Raw genomic sequence first — 22,086 nt, 5'->3', positions numbered from 1 at the left:
TTGAAGAGTCTGTTCGAGCTGCCCAGCATTGAGAAGCAGGCACATTTGATTTCGTTGCTGAAGGTTCCAGCGCAAGACCCCGTTGTCGCGTCCGGGCATGCACAGCAGGAGTACATGGAGGAGTTCGACGTATGACCACCAACGAGCTGTTGGCGCTGTTGCGCGAGCACCACATACAATTGCGTGCTAATGCCGGCAACCTGAAAGTGCTGGCGCCCGCGGGGACCTTTACAGATGAGTTTAAGGCGTTAATCCGCGAGCACAAAACGGCACTCTTGAACGCCCTTGCCCGGGACACATCGGCAGAGACAAGAGAACCGGCGCCGCCTGTAAGAGCCCCGCTGTCTTTCGCGCAAAAACGCCTTTGGTTCCTGCAGCAGCTCGAAGGCGGCAGTCTCTACAACATCGGTGGCAATTTCTCAATTCGTGGCGGCCTGGATGTGAACGCGCTCGAGCAGGCGCTGAACGCAATCGTGGCGCGTCACGAAGTGCTGCGCACAGTGTACGGGGAGGAAAAGGGTGAGCCTTACCAGTGTCTGCGTGAGGATGGACAGCTGATACTGGACCGCTTCGATTTGCGCGGGGAAGAGACGCAGCGCGACTCACAATGGCAGGCGATCAGCGCCGAGTACGCGGCCCGAGCGTTCGATCTGTCGCAGGACTTGATGCTGCGCGTGGGACTTGTGCATTACACCGCGGATGAAACGCGCCTGATGATCCAGATGCATCACATCGCTTCCGACGGCTGGTCGTTGTCGATCTTCATCCGTGAACTCAACCGCTTCTACAAAGTCTTCCAGGGAGGCGGCCAGGCGACAGACGCCGGCCTGGACACACTGCCGATACAGTATGCGGACTACGCCAGGCAACAGGATAGCCGTTATCGCAGGGGCGACAGTATCGACGGCTGGGCGTTCTGGCGTGACTATCTGCGCGAACTTCCCGAGGTACATTCCCTGCCACTCGATGCACCGCGGCCAGCGCAGCAATCCTATCGTGGCAAAGCAGTGCGCAGTCGTGTGCCCAAGGAAATTGCCGAGGCTATCGTAGCCCTCAGCAGGGCACAGGGCGCGACCCTGTTCATGGCCTTGCATTCCGCGCTGAATCTGCTGCTGGTGCGCTACACAGGAGAGGAGGATATCGTCCTGGGCACGCCTACAGCCGGTCGCGACGACCAGGACCAGGAAGGTCTGATCGGCTGCTTCATCAATACCCTGGTACTACGCACCCACGTCGATGTCGATCAATCGTTCGCGCAGTTGTTGCAACAGTGCCGCCAGCAGATGCTCGATGCCTACGAGCATCAACATGTGCCATTTGAGTACCTGGTGGAGGAACTCAAGCCCAGTCGCAGCTTGCGATATAACCCGCTGTTCCAGATCATGTTCGCCCTGCACAATCAGGAGCGGTCCTCGTTCTCGTTCGGTGAGGCGCGATTCACACCGTTGTCGCAGGACTCGGGCAGCAGCAAGTTCGACCTGTCGCTGGACGCCATTGAGAGCGAGGACGGGATCGGCCTCATCTGGCGCTATGCCAGTGACATCTTCCGCGCCGAAAGTATCCAGCGGCTGGACCATTGCTTCCACGAGCTGCTTAGCGCCATTGCCGAAGACGCCCGGCGACCAATGTGCCGGCTGTCGATCGTACCGCAGGCTCAAAGAGAGCAGCTACTCGATTTTACCCCCGCAGATAAGACTGTTGCCAAACTTCCGGCCAACCTTGCAGCCGCATTTGAGCATGCAGTGGCGACCTCTCCGGACAGACCGGCACTGCTGTGCGGTAACGAATGCCAGACCTACGTAGAACTGGCCGCGGCGGTGGACCAGTTTGTCGCGGACCTGCGCACCGCGAATATCGGTCACGGCGATCGTGTGGGCGTTCATCTGGAATCGTCACCGGAGTTGATCATTGCCACGCTGGCTCTGTTCAAACTCGGTGCGGTGTACGTGCCGCTGGACCCTGGCTATCCACGCCAACGCCTCGCTTACATGCTTAACGACAGTCGCGCGCGTTTGGTTATCGCACGACGCTCGCATCTGGAGCATCTGGAGGGCATCGCCGAGCGCTTGCTGGTCTGGGGCGAACCGGTGCAGTCGAACGCGGAACAGCCCGAAAGCGGGCAAAGCGAGCCCAACGGCGCTTCACTCGCCTACATTGTCTACACCTCCGGCTCAACTGGAGACCCCAAGGGAGTGATGGTCAGTCACGACAATGTGCTCCACTACCACGCGTCGGCGCAAGGTCTTTATCGTGTGAACGGCGACGATCGAGTCCTGCAATTCTCCTCGCCCTCGTTCGATATCTTTATCGAGGAACTAACCGTGGCGTTATTCGGTGGTGCCACCCTGGTACTGCGCGACCAGAATGTGAGCGAGCAGCGTTCATTCTGGGACGAGATCGCCGCGCAAGGCATCACCGTTGCGTCGTTGCCCACCGCATACTGGCACCTGCTGTGCAGCGAACTCGGCCAACTATCCGGCCGTCCGCAGACCGAGCCACCCCTACGCCTGCTAATCACCGGTGGTGAAAAGATGGCGACGGAGGCCTTGCATCAATGGCGGCAGGTACCGGCACTCGAGCGCGTACGCGTACTCAACACCTACGGGCCCACCGAAGCCACGATTATAGCCACCGCACACGACACTACCGATCATGACGAAGATCGGGGCGAAATCCCAATCGGTATGCCGTTGCCTCACAGCCATTGTGTAATTCGCGATGCGCGTGGCGAACTGGTGCCCCCGGGAGCGATCGGCGAACTGAACATTGCCGGCCGCACCGTTGCCCAGGGCTACCTGGACAAACCCGAGCAGACTGCAGCATCGTTCGGCCAAGTTGCCGATTGCCGCGGCGATATGCACCGAAGCTACCATACTGGAGATTTGGTGCGGGTCAACTGCGACGGCGTGCTGGAGTATGTGGGTCGGCGCGATGACCAGATTAAAATTTCCGGTTACCGTGTCACCACCGGTGAGATTGAACGGCAGGTTTTGACACTGTCCAATCTGTCGATGGCGGTCGTGCTGCTGGATGGCCAGGGCAGCGAGGCGCGCCTGGTTGCGGCACTGGTCCCCGAGGCCGCGGATCCTGAGAACAAAACACTCGACACAGAAGCGCTGACCGACCGCGTGCACCGCCATTTGAAAACAGTGCTACCACATTACATGGTGCCATCCGCCTATAGGGTAATGGACACACTGCCACTGACCGGTAACGGCAAACTGTCGCGCTCGCGACTGCTTGCGCAACCTTTCCGTACGGTGTCATCGTCAACCGCGCAGCCACCCGTGACCGATACCGAGAAAGAACTTGCGGTGCTCTGGTCCAGGCGTCTTCGGGTGGAGTTGACTGCAATTGGCCGCAACACCAGTTTCTTCGAGATAGGCGGTCACTCGCTATTGGCGATTCGCCTGCTCAACGACATCGAGCTAGCCTTCGGCAAGCGCTTCAACGTCAAGCAGATCTTCGAAACACCGGCACTGGGAGAGTTCGCACAGCAGATCGAGGAACAAACTGCACACATGCCTCCCCAAATCGCATCGAACGCCTGCTCGGATGGCGTGGTACCGGCATCATTTGCACAGAAACAACTCTGGTATCTGGAGCAGGTAACCCAGACCCGGGGTAGCTACAATATCCACAGCTTGCGCCGATTCGACCGCGAGCTGGATCTGGCGTGGGCGGAAGAGTCCGTAGCGCGGATCGTACGTCGTCACAGTGCACTGCGTACGCGTTTCGAGGCACGTGATTTCGAACTGTTCCAGATCGTGGTGGACGACGTGCCGTTCAGCCTAGGTGTAGTGGATGCGTTATCGGTGCCGCAGTCACTACGCGGTACCTTTATCCGCCAGACGCTGCAAAGCAAAGCACGGCAACCGTTCGATCTGGACTCTGGTTCGCTGATTCGTATGGATGCAATCGTCGAAGAGCAGGGGACGGCGATGCTGCTCGGCATCCATCACATCGCCGCCGACGGCTGGAGCATCGACGTGTTCTGGCGTGAGTTCGACAAAGAATATGCTGCGCTGGAGGCCGGCACGTCTGCCGAGGCTCTCACCACTCCCATGCAGTATCTCGATTATTCGCTGTGGCAGCATCAGCAATTGCGGAGCGGAGCGCTCAGTACGTCGATTGCCTACTGGAAGCAGCAGCTAACGGAGCTGCCCCAAACGCACAGTCTCCCCACGGATTTTCCCCGCCCGGATCAGCAGAGTTTCGATGGCGCAAGCTATTCCTGGCCGATCAACGATGCCTGCCACGAACGTCTCAACCAGTTGGCAATCCGTTCGGGAACTTCTTTGTTCATGTTGTTCCATGCGGCTCTGTCCGCTCTACTGGCACGTCGCACCGGCAATGCCGACGTGGTGATCTCGACCCCGGCCGCCAATCGCGATCGGCCCGAGGTTGCCAACTTGATAGGCCTGCTGGCAAACCTGGTGGTTCTGCGTACGCAAGTCGTCTCCGATCTGTCGTTTTCTGATTATCTGCAGACGGTGCGACAGGTTAACCTGGAAGCCCAGGAACACCAGGAGGTACCATTCGAGTACCTGGTGGAGGCGCTCAATCCCGAGCGTAGCGCTGCATACAATCCATTGTCACAGATAATGCTGAACGTGGAGCAGGGAGCCTCCGGCTCTGCGCCACTGCTGGAGCCGCGCTTTAGTGAGGACGAGGTCGCGAAGTTCGACCTCAGCCTCGGAGTCACAGCCGACACAAAAGGACTGGTTCTTCAGCTCAACTACTGCAAGGCGTTGTTCAGTACACGCACAATCGTCAGTCTCGCTGAGCAACTCTCTACACTGCTCGAGGACCTGTCGCAACGACCCGATGTTGCGATGAGCGAGCTGAACCTGTTGAGCGAAGATGAGCGTAGTCGATTGATACAGCACGCGGGGCGTGCTTCCTTCGCCGACTCTTCGACACCTGATCGTCTGTATGTGCTGGACGAGGCCACCGGCCTTCTGCCGTATGGTTTCGAGGGCGAACTGTATGTAGGCGGCCCGCGTATCACCGCAGCTGCCAGCTCGGATGGAATAGAACCTGGGCTGCTGGTCCCCTCGATGTTGGCGAGCGACGAATTACTGTTGCGGACCGGCCATCGGGTCCGATTCAACCACGAAGGCAAGTTGGTGGCAGCACAGGAGGGCAGCAGGCACTATTGGTTGACAGAGTTGTACGGTTTGCCGTCGCGCCACGGCTTGCCGATCCTCGACAGCGGGCTTCACGATCGCAGCCGCGAGGCGGCATTACACGAATGGTTGCTGCCCACCGAAACCACCCGAATGCTGCAGACACGGGCGCAAGAACATAATGCCGATCTCAGCGTAGTGCTACAAGCGGGATTAAACCTGTTGGTGTCGCGCTACACGGGCGATGCCGATGTGGCTGTCGGTGTCGCTGGCTCGACGAAGGTGCCACCCGAGTTGGAGGCTCTGTGTGTGACGAGCGATCAGGTATTGATCGTTCGAACCCGGTGCGCAGCGGCCCAGAGTGTGGACGGCTATCTCGCACAGCTTCGCAACGCTTGTCAGGAGGCCTCGCAATACCGCGGTTTCGACCTGGACGAGATCGCCGAAAGGCTCGACACGGCGACGAGCGAACTCTTTAACCCACTGTGCCAGGTTCTGCTGACTTTCGCGAAACCAGCCGGCGAGGACACTGCAAACGGTATGGACCTCGTGCTTCATGCCGTACCTCGGTCAAACGGGCTCGAGCTGACCGTAAGTTATCGCAAAACCTTGTTCCCACGCTGGCTGATCACACAGATGGCCGCTGACCTCACTCGTATCTTCGAGCAGCTGGCCCGCGGTTCAGTCGCGCAGCTGAAGGACTTTGTGTTGTCCGGGTTCGACTCGCAGTCATCTGTTGATACACCTCAAATCGGTACCCCAGACACTGTGCCGCAGTGCCTGCATACTCTGGTCGAGCACCAGGTACAACGTACACCGGATGCCGTGGCGGTGCGCTTTGATGACACCGCGCTGAGCTATGCCGAACTCAATGAGCAGGCCAATCGGCTGTGTCACGCGCTGATCACTCGCGGGGTACAGCCGGGAGCTCTGGTCGGCGTGTGTCTACCACGCAGTCAGGCACTGGTGGTTTCCCTACTGGCCATCCTGAAGGCCGGTGCAGCCTATGTGCCGATGGATCCGGATTATCCTCCTGAGCGCCTGCGCTACATCGCTGCCGATGCACAGTTGACCTGGGTACTGGGTTCGCCCGACACGCGGACGTGCCTGGACGGCATTCAAGTTCAGGTGATCAATGTCGCCGATGTGGGGAGCTTCTCCGACCAGAGTACGGACAATCCGTCGTTATCACTGGATCCGGCCAGCCTGGCCTATCTGATCTATACCTCGGGCACGACTGGCAATCCCAAAGGTGTGATGATCGAACACCGCAGTGCGGCCGAGATGATCGCCTGGGCACACGAGACATACTCGCAGGAACAGTTATCGATTGTGTTGGCCGCGACGTCGATGTGCTTCGACCTGTCGGTGTTCGAGATGTTCGTACCGCTCACTTGTGGCGGCAGTTGTCTGCTGGTCAAGCACATCCTGGACTTGCATGAAGTAGCGACAGCACGCAGTAGCGGCGTGACCCTGATCAACACCGTACCCTCGGCAATCATGCAACTGCTGGAATCCGGCTCGGTGCCCGATTCAGTGCAAGTGGTGAACCTGGCCGGTGAGGCGTTGTTGGGGCATGTGGTGGAGCGGGTGTACTCGCAAACACGGGTGCAGGCGGTCTACAACCTGTACGGCCCCTCGGAGGACACAACGTACTCGACCTATTCGTTGTGTGCCCGCGATGCTGAGCGCGCCCCGGATATCGGCATTCCAATCCGTGGCTGCCAGGCATTCGTCATCGATCGTCAGGGGTTGGTGGCACCGCGCGGTGTGGCCGGCGAACTGTTCATCGGCGGCACCGGCCTGTCGCGTGGTTACTGGCAGCGCCCAGAGCTGACCACAGAGAAATTCGTGGCCGGTAATCGTGTTGGAGTGGCGTTGCCACGCCTGTATCGCACCGGTGACCTGGTACGTTGGAATGAGCACGGCGTACTGGAGTTTATAGGACGCCTCGACCAGCAGGTGAAAGTCAACGGTTTCCGAATCGAACTGGGTGAAATCGAGTCGGCGCTGTCTGACAGCGGGGTGGTCAAGAGTAGCGCGGTGCTGAAGCTGGAGGATGACCGAGGTTCCCGTCTGGGAGCATTCGTCGAATACCTGCCCAGCGTGGCCGGCGGTCGGACGGAACAGGAAGCCCAGGCTCGCGAATATTTACGCGCAACCCTGCCGGGTTTCATGCTGCCGCAGGAATGGATCGCGATCGAGAGCATGCCTTTGAGTGCCAATGGCAAGATCGACCGCAAGGCCGTGCGTGCCGGTTATGCCAACACACCGTCACAACCTGCCCACAACATCGAAGAGGCACGCACACTCGAAGAGCAATGGGTGGTGGATCTATGGAAGCGGTTGCTGAATGTGGAGGAGGTCGGCATCGGCGATAACTTCTTCGCCCTCGGCGGCAAGTCGCTGCTGGCCCTGCAAGCGGTCAATGCCATCAATAAACAGTTCGATTGCCAGCTGACAATGGTCGATTTATTCAAGTACCCGACCATCGGGGAACTGCTGACCAGGGCAGAGCTCTCACAACCTAACGTTATTGATTCACTGGAAGTCGAGCATTTAGACACGGGCATTACTAAGTACCTCGCTTCTTCCGCCCAAACTGGTCTGTGGCTGGTCGACCGTTTCTCTGAAGGCAGCAACCAATATCATGTCCCGTTTAGTCGTGCTACCGATGCAAGCTTCGATGCTGACGTCGCCGAGCGCGCACTGCGCTGGCTGATCGAGCGTCATGAACCCTTGCGCACCACTTTCTATAGTGATGACTACGGCGCACTGCATCAACAGGTGCGACCGATGGAAGATGTGGACTTCATGCTTGAGCGTCGTGTCTCGTCGGCAAGTGACGAACGCCAATGGCGGATTGACGTGACCGCAACGGTCGACGAACAGGCTACGAGGAACTTTGACCTGACACGCGATACCATGCTGCGCGCAGTCCACGTCGCCTGCGAAGGACACGGATGCTTGTTGCTTACCGCACATCATATCTCCATCGACGGCTGGTCAATCAATGTATTCTGGCGGGAGTACCAGGCTGCCTACGATGCTCTCGCTTCTGGCCAACAGCCAGACCTGCCACCATTACCAGTTCGTTACATCGATTACACAGCCTGGCAACAGAGATTCCTGAATAGTGCTGAAGCCGAGGCCAGTCGTACATATTGGGGCCAGCAATTGGCCGAACTTCCGCCTCGTCATGACCTACCCATTCTGGAGGAAGGCAAGCAGCACGACAGCTACGACGGAGAGAGCTACCATTGGCGCCTGTCCGCAGAGACAAGTCGGCAGCTTCAGGGGGTGGCGGTCCTGAATAACGTCAGTATTTTTATGCTGATCCATGCCAGTCTGAACTTGTTGGTATCACGCTACTCAGGTAGTCGCGATGTCGTTATCGGCACGCCGACAGCTAATCGCATGCTCGCCGAGTTTGAGCCGCTTGTAGGCCTTTTTACCAACACCCTGGTAATGCGTACTGATTGCGACGCCCGGCAAACTCTGGCCCAGTACCTGACGCAAGTGCGACAGGTCAATCTGGATGCCTTCGAGCACCAGCATATTCCGTTTGAACAGGTGGTGGAACTACTCAACCCACAGCGCAGCGAGTATTTTTCACCGTTATTCCAGATCATGTTAACGACTGATACGGGCGATGAGCAGGGCAGTGCGCACATTGAGTCAGGCTTCACCGAAGGTACTCAGGAGAAGGTTGATCTGACCTGTCATGTTTCGCCAAAGGACAGCGGGTTCGTTATCAGTATGAACTACCGCAAGGTCCTGTTCCCACGCTGGCTGATCACACAGATGGCCGCTGACCTCACTCGTATCTTCGAGCAGCTGGCCCGCGGTTCAGTCGCGCAGCTGAAGGACTTTGTGTTGTCCGGGTTCGACTCGCAGTCATCTGTTGATACACCTCAAATCGGTACCCCAGACACTGTGCCGCAGTGCCTGCATACTCTGGTCGAGCACCAGGTACAACGTACACCGGATGCCGTGGCGGTGCGCTTTGATGACACCGCGCTGAGCTATGCCGAACTCAATGAGCAGGCCAATCGGCTGTGTCACGCGCTGATCACTCGCGGGGTACAGCCGGGAGCTCTGGTCGGCGTGTGTCTACCACGCAGTCAGGCACTGGTGGTTTCCCTACTGGCCATCCTGAAGGCCGGTGCAGCCTATGTGCCGATGGATCCGGATTATCCTCCTGAGCGCCTGCGCTACATCGCTGCCGATGCACAGTTGACCTGGGTACTGGGTTCGCCCGACACGCGGACGTGCCTGGACGGCATTCAAGTTCAGGTGATCAATGTCGCCGATGTGGGGAGCTTCTCCGACCAGAGTACGGACAATCCGTCGTTATCACTGGATCCGGCCAGCCTGGCCTATCTGATCTATACCTCGGGCACGACTGGCAATCCCAAAGGTGTGATGATCGAACACCGCAGTGCGGCCGAGATGATCGCCTGGGCACACGAGACATACTCGCAGGAACAGTTATCGATTGTGTTGGCCGCGACGTCGATGTGCTTCGACCTGTCGGTGTTCGAGATGTTCGTACCGCTCACTTGTGGCGGCAGTTGTCTGCTGGTCAAGCACATCCTGGACTTGCATGAAGTAGCGACAGCACGCAGTAGCGGCGTGACCCTGATCAACACCGTACCCTCGGCAATCATGCAACTGCTGGAATCCGGCTCGGTGCCCGATTCAGTGCAAGTGGTGAACCTGGCCGGTGAGGCGTTGTTGGGGCATGTGGTGGAGCGGGTGTACTCGCAAACACGGGTGCAGGCGGTCTACAACCTGTACGGCCCCTCGGAGGACACAACGTACTCGACCTATTCGTTGTGTGCCCGCGATGCTGAGCGCGCCCCGGATATCGGCATTCCAATCCGTGGCTGCCAGGCATTCGTCATCGATCGTCAGGGGTTGGTGGCACCGCGCGGTGTGGCCGGCGAACTGTTCATCGGCGGCACCGGCCTGTCGCGTGGTTACTGGCAGCGCCCAGAGCTGACCACAGAGAAATTCGTGGCCGGTAATCGTGTTGGAGTGGCGTTGCCACGCCTGTATCGCACCGGTGACCTGGTACGTTGGAATGAGCACGGCGTACTGGAGTTTATAGGACGCCTCGACCAGCAGGTGAAAGTCAACGGTTTCCGAATCGAACTGGGTGAAATCGAGTCGGCGCTGTCTGACAGCGGGGTGGTCAAGAGTAGCGCGGTGCTGAAGCTGGAGGATGACCGAGGTTCCCGTCTGGGAGCATTCGTCGAATACCTGCCCAGCGTGGCCGGCGGTCGGACGGAACAGGAAGCCCAGGCTCGCGAATATTTACGCGCAACCCTGCCGGGTTTCATGCTGCCGCAGGAATGGATCGCGATCGAGAGCATGCCTTTGAGTGCCAATGGCAAGATCGACCGCAAGGCCGTGCGTGCCGGTTATGCCAACACACCGTCACAACCTGCCCACAACATCGAAGAGGCACGCACACTCGAAGAGCAATGGGTGGTGGATCTATGGAAGCGGTTGCTGAATGTGGAGGAGGTCGGCATCGGCGATAACTTCTTCGCCCTCGGCGGCAAGTCGCTGCTGGCCCTGCAAGCGGTCAATGCCATCAATAAACAGTTCGATTGCCAGCTGACAATGGTCGATTTATTCAAGTACCCGACCATCGGGGAACTGATGGCAAGGGCAGACATCTCCGGCTCGAGCAGCACCCATGGTGCCACCAGCAGACTGGTTCACTTGCAGCAGTCCGAGCCCAACGGTGACCGGGCGAGCACCCGTCTGTTCCTTATCCACCCTCTTGGCGGCGAAGTAATCTGCTACGGCGATCTTATCGACCGTCTCGACCGCTGTTGGGATGTGTACGGCCTACAGATGACCGAACCGCACAGTTTCACGGTCGAGGAGCTCGCGCGGCGCCACATCAAGCTATTGCGCTCCACGCAGCCAAACGGCCCGTATCATGTAGCTGGCTATTCTTTTGGCGGGACCATCGCTTACGAGATGGCCCGCCAGCTACAAGCGACTGGTGAGACCGTCGGCTCGGTGAGCCTGATCGACTCCGCGCTAACACACGAACTCTTTGGCGAAGAGGATGTTGACTTCATCGCACTTGCGGTGATGTTACAGGAACTGGGACCGGACCCGGCTATCTGGGGCGATGTAGGGTCGGTGTACCGTATCCACGGTATCAATCGTGTACTGCAGCAGGTACTGGAAGAAGGCACAACAGCTGGTGTGCTGCCACTGACCCTTAACTTGGACACTCTGCGTGAGCGCTTCAGGGTCTATCGCAGCCACTGGGATGCGAGCCGCCGCTATATGGGAATGTCTTACACAGGCCATGTTCAGTTCCTTGGCGCAACAGTGGATACCATTCCTTGGGAAAAGCGGGGATGGGACCGCCTGGCCCGTGTCGAAGTGGCGCCGCCCCTGCAGTGCGACCACTTCCAGATCCTCAGGCCACCCCAGGTGGAAACGGTGGCCGTATGGTTGATGCGTTCGGTAAACCAAATGGCGCGGCCACTGATTGAGCTCGAAGGGGGCTGAGACGGCCATGAAAAAAAACCTGTTCGAATTGCATCCAAACTGCCCCTGGTCTGTCTCCAATCGTTACATGACCAGTTTGGCAATCGACCGAGAGACAAAAAATTATGGACGGTATCTACATCCCCATTATTGGCGTACTGAGCATCGCTGCGATGTTTGTCACATTTTCCATCCTCAATTCCCGCAATCAGACCGAAGTACAACGTACATTGCGCACTGCTCTGGAGCAGGGTACACCGCTGACTGCCGAGATGGTGGCACAGATGAATACCAATCGCTCTTCGCACAGGATCGACTTGCGACGTGGCATTATCATTATCTCCATCGGTATTGCCGCAGCGGCGGCCGGACTGATCACCGGCGCGATGACAGAATTCGTCACGGTGGCCGTGTTCCCGATCTTCATGGGGTTGGGATTCCTGTTGGTATGGAAACTGGACCAGGGAGAACGCAACGTTTAGCGACGGTGCGTCGCCCGCAACATCGCGAATATTACATGCCCCTGACGACGAGCGATGACCAGAGTGCTGATGCCTACGAGCGATAACGAACTGATAGCACGCTACCTGGCCGGTGATTCAGCTGCGGCCGGGGATCTGGTCAAGCGCTACCAGTCAACTGTCCGGCAATTCCTGCGGCGATTGTCCGCTGGAGATCACGCACTCGCGGATGACATCGCCCAGGAAACATTCATCCGCATGTTAGCCGGGTTAAAAAGCTTTCGTGGCGACTCCAGCCTGGGGACTTGGCTGCACACCGTGGCGTACCGCATATTCCTGCGCCATGTGACTTCCAACTCACGACTGGAGTTCGTTGATCATGACCAGATTCCTGAGGCGATGGCGGTAGCACATACGGCGATGAACGACATTCTGGTGGAGCAGATGATGATGTATCTAAGCCTCAAGGAACGGCTGACGATCACCCTGGCATTCTCGGCCGGCATGACGCATTTCGAGATCGCCGATGTCACTGGCATGCCACTGGGCACTATCAAGTCGCATATCAACCGGGCCAGGAAAAAGCTTGCAACCCTACTGGATACTGAGGAGATGGCCCTATGACAGGACCTAGCCTGGAACAGCTGCTCAGCTATAAGCGACATCTGGAGGGCGATGCTTTCACCCGCAATGTGCTGGATGACGCGTTTCGTCGGCGCAATCTGCGCAGGTGGGTCCTGCTGGGAACCACGTTATCGGCAACAGCGACCACTATCGCCGTGAAACCCGACAAATTCACTTTTCTTTCCAATCTGCAACTGCCGCTACGAGGTGTGGGCGAAGCTGTGACCGCACTTCCCATCGGAGGGCTGATGGCTATGTTGCTGGTATCGCTCCTTGTCATGGGCATGAGCAAAACCATCAACGGTATCTAAAACAAGGAGCACATGAAAGTTATGCACAATTATCCCATTCACCTAAACAAGGTATCCAAGGTTTACGACACCAAGTTCGTCGAGACTCATGCCCTCACCGATATCAGTCTGGAGATAGCAAAAGGGGACTTCATGTCGATATCCGGCCCATCGGGCTGCGGCAAATCGACGTTGCTGTCGATCCTCGGCTTGCTGGATCGGCCAACTTCAGGCCAGTACTTTATCGACGGCGTTGATGTATCATCGCTGGACTACAACGGCAGTGCCGCCATCCGCAACGAGAAGATCGGCTTCGTGTTCCAGTCGTTCAACTTGATCGATGAGCTAGACGTATTCGACAACGTGGCTCTGCCGCTGCGCTACAGCAGCAAGTCCTTTAGCACCAATCAGGTTGAGGATCTGGTCAACACCAGCCTGGAAACCGTGGACATGCTGCATCGCAAACAGCACTTCCCCAATCAGTTGTCCGGGGGACAGCAGCAGCGCGTTGCCATCGCCCGCGCGATCGTGCACCAGCCCAGTATCCTGCTAGTCGATGAGCCCACCGGTAATCTGGATTCCAAGAGTGGTGACGCCGTGATGGAGCTGTTGAAGTCACTCAATGCCAAAGGTGCCACTATCTGCATGGTCACGCACGATCCGGAATATGCAGCCGCAGCCAAGGTCAAGCTAAAGCTGCAAGACGGTAATATCGCTCGGGATATTGCAGCATGAACCGGCTGGCCTTCATACTCCGTTACGCTGTTCACAACATCCTGCGAAAACCCCTATTGTCGGGCTCCATTGTTGCCAGCATGGGAATCAGTATCGGCGCACTACTGAGTATCCTAACGTTGTGTTACCTGTTGATAGTGGAGCCGCTCCCATACCAGCAATCGGACGAACTTTATGTAGTCACGAATCAGTTCGTTGACACGGACGGCGATGTCCAGGGCGAGGCCTACGCCTATCCGGCGCTGCTGTACCAGGACGATAAGCAGGGTGTATTCAGTAACACCGCCACGATGTACTATTCGCAGGACATCATCACTTCCTTGCCCAGCCAGCCGGCAGTCAACAGTACCTATTCCAGTCCTGGCCTGTTCAAGTTACTCGACGTCCCCATGCAGCTAGGTCGACCGTTGGACGACCGCGAAGAACTCAACCGCTTCGCTCCAAGTGCAGTTCTCAGCTATGAGGCCTGGCATGATCAGTTCAGCAGTGACCCGGACATTCTCGAGCGAAAGATCGACATCGATGGCAGGGTCTATAGTATCGTCGGCGTCACCGCCAGAACATTCCACGAGCCACAATTGTCCGAGATTGGTCGAAATACGGACATCTGGCTGCCATGGGATTTTAATCCCAGTGACGACTATCGTCGCACCAGTTGGAGCAGCATCAGTGGCGCGATCTATTGGATGGGTCGTTTGAGTGATGGCACTTCTCCCAGCCAGGCCGAGCAACTGCTTACCGGCCTGGTCGATTCACGTTGGCAGCAGGAGGTGGCCGGTAAGGCATTCTTCAATGGTTGGACCGTGCGCGCCAGGATGACTTCATTGCGCGACTTCATCACCGGCGACAGTACCCATATGGCTGTGTTGCTGCTGATCGGTGTTATTGGTCTCACCATTATCAGCTGCGTTAACATATCCTGCCTGATGATGTCGCGCGCCGCGGAGCAGCAAAAATCCATGGCCATTCAGGCTTCGGTGGGTGCACGCATGCGCCAACTGTTCGCTGGTAAACTGGCCGAAATCGGACTGCTGATCGTCGTATCCACTCTCATCGCCCTCGTCATCGCGGTGCTGGGCTTCAAGGTGCTGCAGACCAACATGGCTACTGTACTACCGCGTGTGGACGAACTAACCCTTAACGGCGTCACCGTGCTGGCAGCGGTACTGATCTGCCTGATGCTGTCTCTGATCTTAACCTGGCTCAGCACCAGTGCCGTCAACTATAACAACCTGGCCGGTATGGTGCAGAGCGGCAGTAAAGGCGGAGGCCTGCATCTGTCCAAGCGCAAACAGCAGATCTTGATTGGCACTCAGGTGGCGATCGCGTCATTCCTGATCTTCTGTAACATCACCCTATCACTGAACGCCAAGCGCATCATTGACACCGATATGGGTTTCAAGGTCGAAGGTGTGGCGCGACTCCTGTTGGATGACACCAGCCAAAGCGACCAGACCAACGAGCAGAAAGCGGCTACGCTGGAAGCGGTGCGAGTCTCACTGGCGTCGCTGCCAGGGAGCGAGGCGATCAGCCAATCGGGTTCACCTCTGGCCAGCTTCTCAAAAATGGCACTGACCAATGCTACCAACGGGAAACCCTATGTACCGCTGCGCAAGTCCATCGACCAGGACTACTTTGGGATGATTCAGCAGCGCCTGGTGTCTGGCCGCAATTTCACCGCGCAGGACATTCGTGCAGGCAGCCGCCGGATGATAATTGACGAGAACTTCGCCAAGGAACTGGGCGGGGACCCGTTACGGACACGCCTCTCCACCGGTACCGGCGAGCCCTATGAAGTAATCGGTGTGGTCACCGGCATCGCGCTCCCTAACGAGGAGGCCGGCATCCCCCGTGTCTACACGCCCATCGGGCTGGACTCCAGCTATTTCCTGCTTAAGACAGACAGCCCGATCGGTCGCGAAACCATTGTCAACCGCTTGAAGGAAACCACTGGCAACCTGATCGTCAACGAGTATGAGCCACTGCGCAACGCCTACCGCCTGGCCTTGTTCAAGCAGGTCGCCACACTATCGATTTCCGCCGCGCTCACTGTACTCATCGTATTGTTGTCGGGCCTGGGTATCTATGGAATCGTCAACAACTCGGTCCGACAGCGTCGGTTCGAGCTGGGTACGCGAATGGCCATTGGAGCCAAGAAGAACCAGTTACTGAAGCTGATCGTACGCCAGAATCTTCTGCCGATCAGCATTGGTGTATTGATACAGCTGGTACTACTGGCCACGGTATACGTTTACAAAATGGAACTGATAGCACCGTATGTCAGTACCGAACTGGTGGCCGTGTTTGCGATCAACTTGGCGATTGTGTTTGTCATCGCGGTCAATGCCTGCTACCTCCCGATGCGGGCACTGTTTTCCCAGTCACCGGCCTTCGTCTTACGCAATGAGTAGGGGAACGGAATGAACCAGAGCGACAATACCGCATTGCAGCAGCAGTATGATAACGAGGCCTTCGTACGGTCTATGCCCCAGGGCGTGGATTATGGCGAGGAAAAGCTGCCATTACATGTACATGCACATACTCCCGGACAAGCTTTGGATAAATGGATCGCGGCACACCGCAATGACGTGGACCGTGCGCTATACCAATTCGGCGCGCTGCTCTTCAGGGGCTTTGGCATCGACTCCGCCGACAAACTGAACCATGTAGCCGTGGCCCATGCAGGTGAGCTGCTGGGCTATATTGAACGCGGTGCGTCGCGGGTGCAATTGGGAGACAAAGTATATTCGTCAACCGAGTACGCTGCCGAAGAATCCATTCCCATGCACCACGAGATGTCCTATTCCCATCACTGGCCCTGCAAGCTTTACTTCTGCAGCGAGTTGGTGGCCGAGGAGGGCGGCTACACACCGTTAGCCGACGACCGCAAGGTGATACAAGCTATTCCAGAGGATATCAAGCGTCGTTTCATCGAAAAAAAAGTGATGTATGTACGCAACTACGGCTTGGGTGTCGATATGGATTGGCGAGAGGCTTTCCAGGTCGAAACCCGGGGCGAAGCAGAAGACTACCTCACCCAGAGTGGCACCAGTTTTGAGTGGCTACCGGACGACGTGCTGCGCACCCGTGCAATACGCCAGACCGTCGCTACACACCCGATTACCGGTGACACAGTATGGTTCAATCATGCTCACCTGTTCCACAGCTCCAACATGCCCGGGGACGTCCGCGAGTTCCTGGTGGAAGAGTTTGGCGAGGAAGGCATGCCGCGCAACGCCTATTACGGCGATGGCACGCCAATTGAAGACTCGGTGGTACAGACCATCCGTGGGATCTACGAAGAGCACTCCGTACGCTTTCCCTGGGAGCAGGGCGACTTATTACTCGTCGACAATTTCCTGCTTACCCACGGCCGTTCACCGTTCAAGGGACCGCGTAAGGTCTGTGTAGCGATGGCTGAACTCTACACCAACAACGACCTTTGATCTGCCAGGGACACGGATATGTTTGACTTGAACCACACCGACGAAATTCGCTTGAAAGGTTGTGAATTGAGTATCTTCGACCAGTTGCAACCCTTGCCATTAGTGGTACAACCCTCGACGGGGCAGGGCGCAGACCTACTGGCACTCGCCGTTGAGCAGAAAGCAAATATCGAACAGTTGCTGACACGACATGGCGCTATCCTGTTTCGTGGCTTTGACATCTCCACACCAGCGACATTCGACGAGTTCATCTCTCGAGTGTCGTCCGACGCACTGTTCTACAGCGAACGATCTTCACCTCGCCATGCGGTGTACAAGAATATCTACACATCCACTGACCATCCCGCGGACAAGGAGATCGTCCAACACTCGGAGCAGTCATACAACAAATCGTTCCCTCGAAAGATTTTCTTTTACTGTGAGCAGCCCTCGTCGGCAGGAGGCGCCACCCCGCTGGCCGATGCGCGCAAAATCTACCGACGCCTCCCAAGCGATATTGTCGCAACCTTCGAGTCGAAGCACTACCGTTACTCGCGTTGCTTCTGGCAGATCATGGGCACTACCTGGCAAACCGCTTTTCAGACAGAGCACAAAGAGCAGGTGGAGGATTACTGCCGCCGCAACGACATCAATGTCGAGTGGCACCAGGATGACGTACTCAAGACACATCAGATCCGCCCCACCACCGCCTACCACCCCTTGAGTGGTGAGGCTTGCTGGTTCAACCACTGTGCCTTCTTCAATGTTCTGTCACTAGATGTGGAAACGCAGGAGATCCTGCAGGAATCGTTCGAGCCGGATGAACTCCCCAACCAGACTTTCTATGGTGATGGGCAGGACATCGCACCGGAGATCATTCGGGAACTACAGCAGGCCTATGCGGCAGAGCGTACTGAATTCTCCTGGCAAAAGGGCGATGTTCTGATGATCGACAATATCCTGGTGACGCACGGTCGTCGAAGCTATCAGGGCGCGCGCTCAATTCTGTGCGGCATGAGCGATATTACACATTGGGCTGACGTCGCGGCCAAACCAGTTGATGACTTGAGTGGATGAAAGAGCCCGCAATGGATCAGAACGTCGCGCACTTTGATACCGACTACTCTCTGTGGGGCATTTTTACCCGATTCAAATGGTCAATCTTGGGTACTTTTTGTCTGGTGGTGATTGAGAACCTAATCCTCATCGCCCAACCGTACCTGATCGGTCGCACGGTCGACGGCCTTATAGCTGGCGACTATAGCAACTTGAAGGTTTACATTTGCGTAGCGCTCGCTCATGTCTGTATAACCACCACACGAATGGGCTACGACGACCGCACTTACGCACGAATTCGGGCGCGCTTGTCCATCGAGACGGTTATACATCAGCAACGCGCTAAAAGTTCGCTGTCGGAGACTTCCGAACGCACGGCCCTGTGCGACGAAATCCTCGGCTTTTTCGAGAGAGGCTTGTTTGTCATAGTCAAGTCATTTGTCGAGATTATCGGCGCAATGGCGATGCTGGCGTATTTCGACTGGCGCATCTGTCTGGCGGCATTTTTCTCCATGGTTGTGAGCCAGCTAATTTGGATCAGTACACGCTCGCGGGTGAAAGCCCTCTTCACACAGCGAAACAACCAGCGTGAAAAGAAGGTACAGGAAATCGAGTCCGGTAACCATCAGCGTATTGCCAACCACTTCAACAGCATCGCGAGGATCAAGGTGAAGCTCTCCGATTACGAGGCGTTCAGCTCTGGCGCCTTTGAACTTATGGGCGTGGCAGTGTTTTGTTTTTCCGCTCTCGTCGCAAATACGATTGACGCAGTAACTGCCGGCATGCTGATAGCCTGCTTTGGTTACGTGAAATCGCTGAATAACGCCACCACACGCCTACCCAATATCTTTCACGCTATCGTTGGCGTCAGCGAGATCGCCGGACGCCTGCAGGCGATGGCGCCCAGGGGCGCTTTACTATCCGGGTACAAGGCGTCCACGCCGACCTCCGTCACGAGCAGTAACGAAGCCCAGTGATATTCAGCAATAGGATTAAGGACATATACGATGGACGTGCAAAAGCCGAAAATCACGACACCGCTCTTGCATTCAAGAGGCAAGCTGATCGGTATTGCAGTCGGTTCCGTTGCAGTGCTGGCAGTGTCTATCGCCTTGATGTCAGGGAATGCTGTCGCGGTCAGCGAGCGGAACCTGCTGATTGACACCGTGAAGAAAGGTAGCCTGGACGTCACCGTCGAGGGCTATGGCGAACTGGTCTCAGACAAACAACAACTGCTCACATCACCATCGCAGGCCACTGTGAAGGAGATCGTGCTAAAGCCTGGCGCTGAAGTTACTGCAGATAGTGTGATCGTACGGTTAGAGGATCCCGACCTGATCAAAGCTTTCCAGACCGCGAAGCAGGAAGTCAATGAGGCCGAGTCGACCTTGCGCCAGCTGAGACTGACTTACCAACGTGAAAAACTTCGGGAGCACAGTGATTTGGCCGAACTGGCTTCGGAACTCGCCATCGCCAAGGTACAGCGTCAAGCTGAAGAGAAGCTAATCAAAAGTGGCATTGTGTCACGCATGACGTTTGAGAAGACTGTACAGAACGAGCGTCGGCTCAAGGAACGTATCGCCCTAAGCAACGCTGGCATTGAACAACTTGAGCAACTTCAGCGCGAATCCCTCGAGATCCAGGAGGACCAGGTCCGGCAGATGAAAGCCAATCTGCAACTTGCACAAGAACAGCTGAACCGCCTGACAGTGAAAGCGGGAATGAGCGGCGTGCTACAGAAGTTGTGGGTGGAAGTAGGGCAGAGTCTGTCGCCGGGCGGAGAGGTCGCATTGGTAGGTAGCGCCACGGAGCTGATCGCTTTGATCCGTGTACCGCAGGGCCAGGCACAGTCGGTGCATCTTGGCAACAGGGCCATCATCGACACCCGTCGTGAGAAGCTCAACGGGAAGGTCACACGCATCGAGCCGATTGTGGCCAACAACACAGTCGAAATCGAGATCGCGCTGCCCAGTATGGTTGGTACCAGCGCTCGGCCCAACCTCAGTGTTGATGGCACCATCATCGGAGACCGTTTGAACGAGGTGCGATACGTGCGCAGGCCTGCGGGGGTCAATGGTACCTCCAAGGCTCGGGTGTACGCTTTGGCAGCGGGATCCAACAAGGCGAATCCCAAAGAAGTGGAGTTCGGCCGCTTGGCGGGTCAGTACATCGAAGTATTGGCGGGGCTGGACGTCGGCGAGCAGCTGATTGTCTCCGACTTGTCTCAGTTGAAATTAGATGGAGAACCGCTGAATGTGGAATCGCGTTGATCTGGAGTGATGTGGGCGACTCGTTATCTTTACAGGCGCCCCATAGGTAGGGATCGAGGCCGGCCCGGCGAAAGAACCGGTACATATTGGGCCACTCGCAAAGTCAGGTAACAGCAAGCGGCCCAATATATCTGCAGACAATGTCCTGCCACAAGCTCACTATGTCCAATACTGTTTAGTATTTGATGTTTTATCTTGAGACCTGTAGCATGGACTCAAAGCAGAAAATCCGGACTTCAGGTATAACTTATGGCTATCCCCAAACCCATTCCGCTGTATCCAACCTATGCCGAGCTCAAGGACTTTACCTTCAGCAACTATCCAGATCTCCGGGACTTCCTGGAATCCGGCGAATTCTGGTGGCTGTCGCACTGGCACTGGGGCCAGGAGTTCCTGAACTACACCGGGCGCAACAAGTCCGAGCACACCTATACGCGCTTTCGCAATGAAACTGAGCGGTTCCTGCTGTGGCTGTTCCTGTTCAAAGGCACGCCGATGGAACGGCTGCGCAAGGCTGACATCCTCGAGTACGCGGATTTCTGCTGGCAGCCGCCGGTTTCCTGGATCTGCCTGGTCAATTGCGACCGGTTCCAGTTCAATAACGGTTATCAGGTGCCCAACAAGGCCTGGGCGCCATACAAGCTCAAGCTGCCTAAAAACAGTGGCTCCGGTGACACGGAGCCGGACAAGAAAAAGTACAGGCCGTCACAGCAGACTCTGACGGCAACCTTCACCGGAATCATTGCTTTCTACAAATACCTGATGAATGAGGAGTACCTCTATGGGAACCCGGCGCAGATTGCCAAGGCGGATTGCCGGCATTTCATTCGCGATGCTCAGGTCAAGGAAGTCCGCCGCCTGACCGGGGATCAGTGGCAATACGTTTTTAAAGTGGCGCTGGATATGGCCGCGGAGGATCCAGTCCACGAGCGCAGTCTGTTTATAATCTGTGCACTGAAAACACTGTTCCTTCGTATATCCGAACTATCGGAACGCAGGAACTGGACACCGGTCATGAGTCATTTCTGGCAAGATTCAGACGGCAACTGGTGGCTCAAGGTTTTCGGGAAAGGGCGCAAGCTGCGGGATATAACCGTTCCTCCCAGCTTTATCGATTACCTCAAGCGCTACCGCACATACCGGGGCCTGAGTCCCCTCCCCTCCGTGGGTGAAAACCAGCCTGTCGTCGAGAAGATTCGCGGCCAGGGGGGGATGACGTCGCGGCAACTTGCCCGTATCGTCCAGCAGGTTTTCGACCGGGCCTACGACACGATGCGACTGGCAGAGGGTGAAGACAACGCACGCAAGCTGAAGGAGGCTTCCACCCACTGGCTGAGACATACCGGCGCCAGCATGGAAGTGGAACGGGGCCGTGCCCTGAAGGATCTTTCCGAGGATCTGGGACATTCGAGTATGGCCACTACCGATACCGTATACGTACAGACAGAGAATCGCGTACGTGCACAGAGTGGCAAGGGCCGGGAAGTCAATTGATTATCTCCTCCGATCCCAGCCCCCTACTCCAGCGTCTCAAAGAATCAGTAGCGTGGCCGGGCCGTACCTTGAGCAATTCA

11 protein-coding genes are annotated in these 22,086 nt (G+C 56.9%); all 11 read left to right on the top strand.

Annotated features, from left to right (window positions below):
• The first annotated feature begins 131 nt into the window (after window positions 1-131).
• The 11 genes from MWN76_RS20305 to MWN76_RS20255 all read left to right on the top strand — a co-directional run bounded on the left by MWN76_RS20305 (window position 132) and on the right by MWN76_RS20255 (window position 22,006).
• On the top strand, window positions 132-11,672 hold the full coding sequence (locus MWN76_RS20305; RefSeq protein ID WP_250464919.1) for a non-ribosomal peptide synthetase: 11,541 nt from the start codon (window positions 132-134) through the stop codon (window positions 11,670-11,672).
• A 104-nt stretch (window positions 11,673-11,776) separates the two neighbouring features.
• Entirely contained in the window at window positions 11,777-12,133 is a 357-nt protein-coding gene (locus MWN76_RS20300; RefSeq protein ID WP_250464917.1) for a DUF6249 domain-containing protein, read from the top strand.
• Window positions 12,134-12,187: 54 nt separating this feature from the next.
• Complete coding sequence (locus MWN76_RS20295; RefSeq protein ID WP_250464915.1) at window positions 12,188-12,736, top strand: RNA polymerase sigma factor; 549 nt, start codon at window positions 12,188-12,190, stop codon at window positions 12,734-12,736.
• Window positions 12,733-13,047: a hypothetical protein gene (locus MWN76_RS20290; protein WP_250464914.1), complete on the top strand. Its 315-nt coding sequence runs from the start codon at window positions 12,733-12,735 to the stop codon at window positions 13,045-13,047. The genes MWN76_RS20295 and MWN76_RS20290 overlap by 4 nt, the downstream gene beginning before the upstream one ends.
• 21 nt (window positions 13,048-13,068) lie before the next feature.
• Window positions 13,069-13,761, top strand: coding sequence for an ABC transporter ATP-binding protein (locus MWN76_RS20285; protein ID WP_250464912.1), 693 nt, complete (start codon window positions 13,069-13,071; stop codon window positions 13,759-13,761).
• Complete coding sequence (locus MWN76_RS20280) at window positions 13,758-16,172, top strand: ABC transporter permease (RefSeq protein ID WP_250464910.1); 2,415 nt, start codon at window positions 13,758-13,760, stop codon at window positions 16,170-16,172. The genes MWN76_RS20285 and MWN76_RS20280 overlap by 4 nt, the downstream gene beginning before the upstream one ends.
• Before the next feature lie 9 nt (window positions 16,173-16,181).
• Window positions 16,182-17,207 carry a TauD/TfdA family dioxygenase gene (locus MWN76_RS20275; protein ID WP_250464908.1) on the top strand — a complete coding sequence of 342 codons (1,026 nt, stop codon included), beginning with the start codon at window positions 16,182-16,184 and terminating at the stop codon, window positions 17,205-17,207.
• 18 nt (window positions 17,208-17,225) lie between these two features.
• Window positions 17,226-18,263: a TauD/TfdA family dioxygenase gene (locus MWN76_RS20270; protein ID WP_250464906.1), complete on the top strand. Its 1,038-nt coding sequence runs from the start codon at window positions 17,226-17,228 to the stop codon at window positions 18,261-18,263.
• A gap of 11 nt (window positions 18,264-18,274) precedes the next feature.
• On the top strand, window positions 18,275-19,219 hold the full coding sequence (locus MWN76_RS20265; protein ID WP_250464905.1) for an ABC transporter six-transmembrane domain-containing protein: 945 nt from the start codon (window positions 18,275-18,277) through the stop codon (window positions 19,217-19,219).
• 30 nt (window positions 19,220-19,249) lie between these two features.
• On the top strand, window positions 19,250-20,512 hold the full coding sequence (locus MWN76_RS20260; RefSeq protein ID WP_250464904.1) for an efflux RND transporter periplasmic adaptor subunit: 1,263 nt from the start codon (window positions 19,250-19,252) through the stop codon (window positions 20,510-20,512).
• 249 nt (window positions 20,513-20,761) lie between these two features.
• Window positions 20,762-22,006, top strand: coding sequence for a tyrosine-type recombinase/integrase (locus MWN76_RS20255; protein WP_250464902.1), 1,245 nt, complete (start codon window positions 20,762-20,764; stop codon window positions 22,004-22,006).
• Window positions 22,007-22,086 lie beyond the last annotated feature (80 nt).

Source organism: Microbulbifer litoralis (assembly GCF_023634065.1).
In the GTDB taxonomy this organism is placed as follows: domain Bacteria; phylum Pseudomonadota; class Gammaproteobacteria; order Pseudomonadales; family Cellvibrionaceae; genus Microbulbifer; species Microbulbifer litoralis.
This window is presented reverse-complemented; position numbering and strand designations above follow the sequence as displayed.

Coding starts and splice junctions, on each gene's coding strand:
- MWN76_RS20305 (WP_250464919.1), top strand. CDS start 132: ATGACCACCAACGAGCTGTTGGCGCTGTTGCGCGAGCACCACATACAA.
- MWN76_RS20300 (WP_250464917.1), top strand. CDS start 11,777: ATGGACGGTATCTACATCCCCATTATTGGCGTACTGAGCATCGCTGCG.
- MWN76_RS20295 (WP_250464915.1), top strand. CDS start 12,188: ATGACCAGAGTGCTGATGCCTACGAGCGATAACGAACTGATAGCACGC.
- MWN76_RS20290 (WP_250464914.1), top strand. CDS start 12,733: ATGACAGGACCTAGCCTGGAACAGCTGCTCAGCTATAAGCGACATCTG.
- MWN76_RS20285 (WP_250464912.1), top strand. CDS start 13,069: ATGCACAATTATCCCATTCACCTAAACAAGGTATCCAAGGTTTACGAC.
- MWN76_RS20280 (WP_250464910.1), top strand. CDS start 13,758: ATGAACCGGCTGGCCTTCATACTCCGTTACGCTGTTCACAACATCCTG.
- MWN76_RS20275 (WP_250464908.1), top strand. CDS start 16,182: ATGAACCAGAGCGACAATACCGCATTGCAGCAGCAGTATGATAACGAG.
- MWN76_RS20270 (WP_250464906.1), top strand. CDS start 17,226: ATGTTTGACTTGAACCACACCGACGAAATTCGCTTGAAAGGTTGTGAA.
- MWN76_RS20265 (WP_250464905.1), top strand. CDS start 18,275: ATGGATCAGAACGTCGCGCACTTTGATACCGACTACTCTCTGTGGGGC.
- MWN76_RS20260 (WP_250464904.1), top strand. CDS start 19,250: ATGGACGTGCAAAAGCCGAAAATCACGACACCGCTCTTGCATTCAAGA.
- MWN76_RS20255 (WP_250464902.1), top strand. CDS start 20,762: ATGGCTATCCCCAAACCCATTCCGCTGTATCCAACCTATGCCGAGCTC.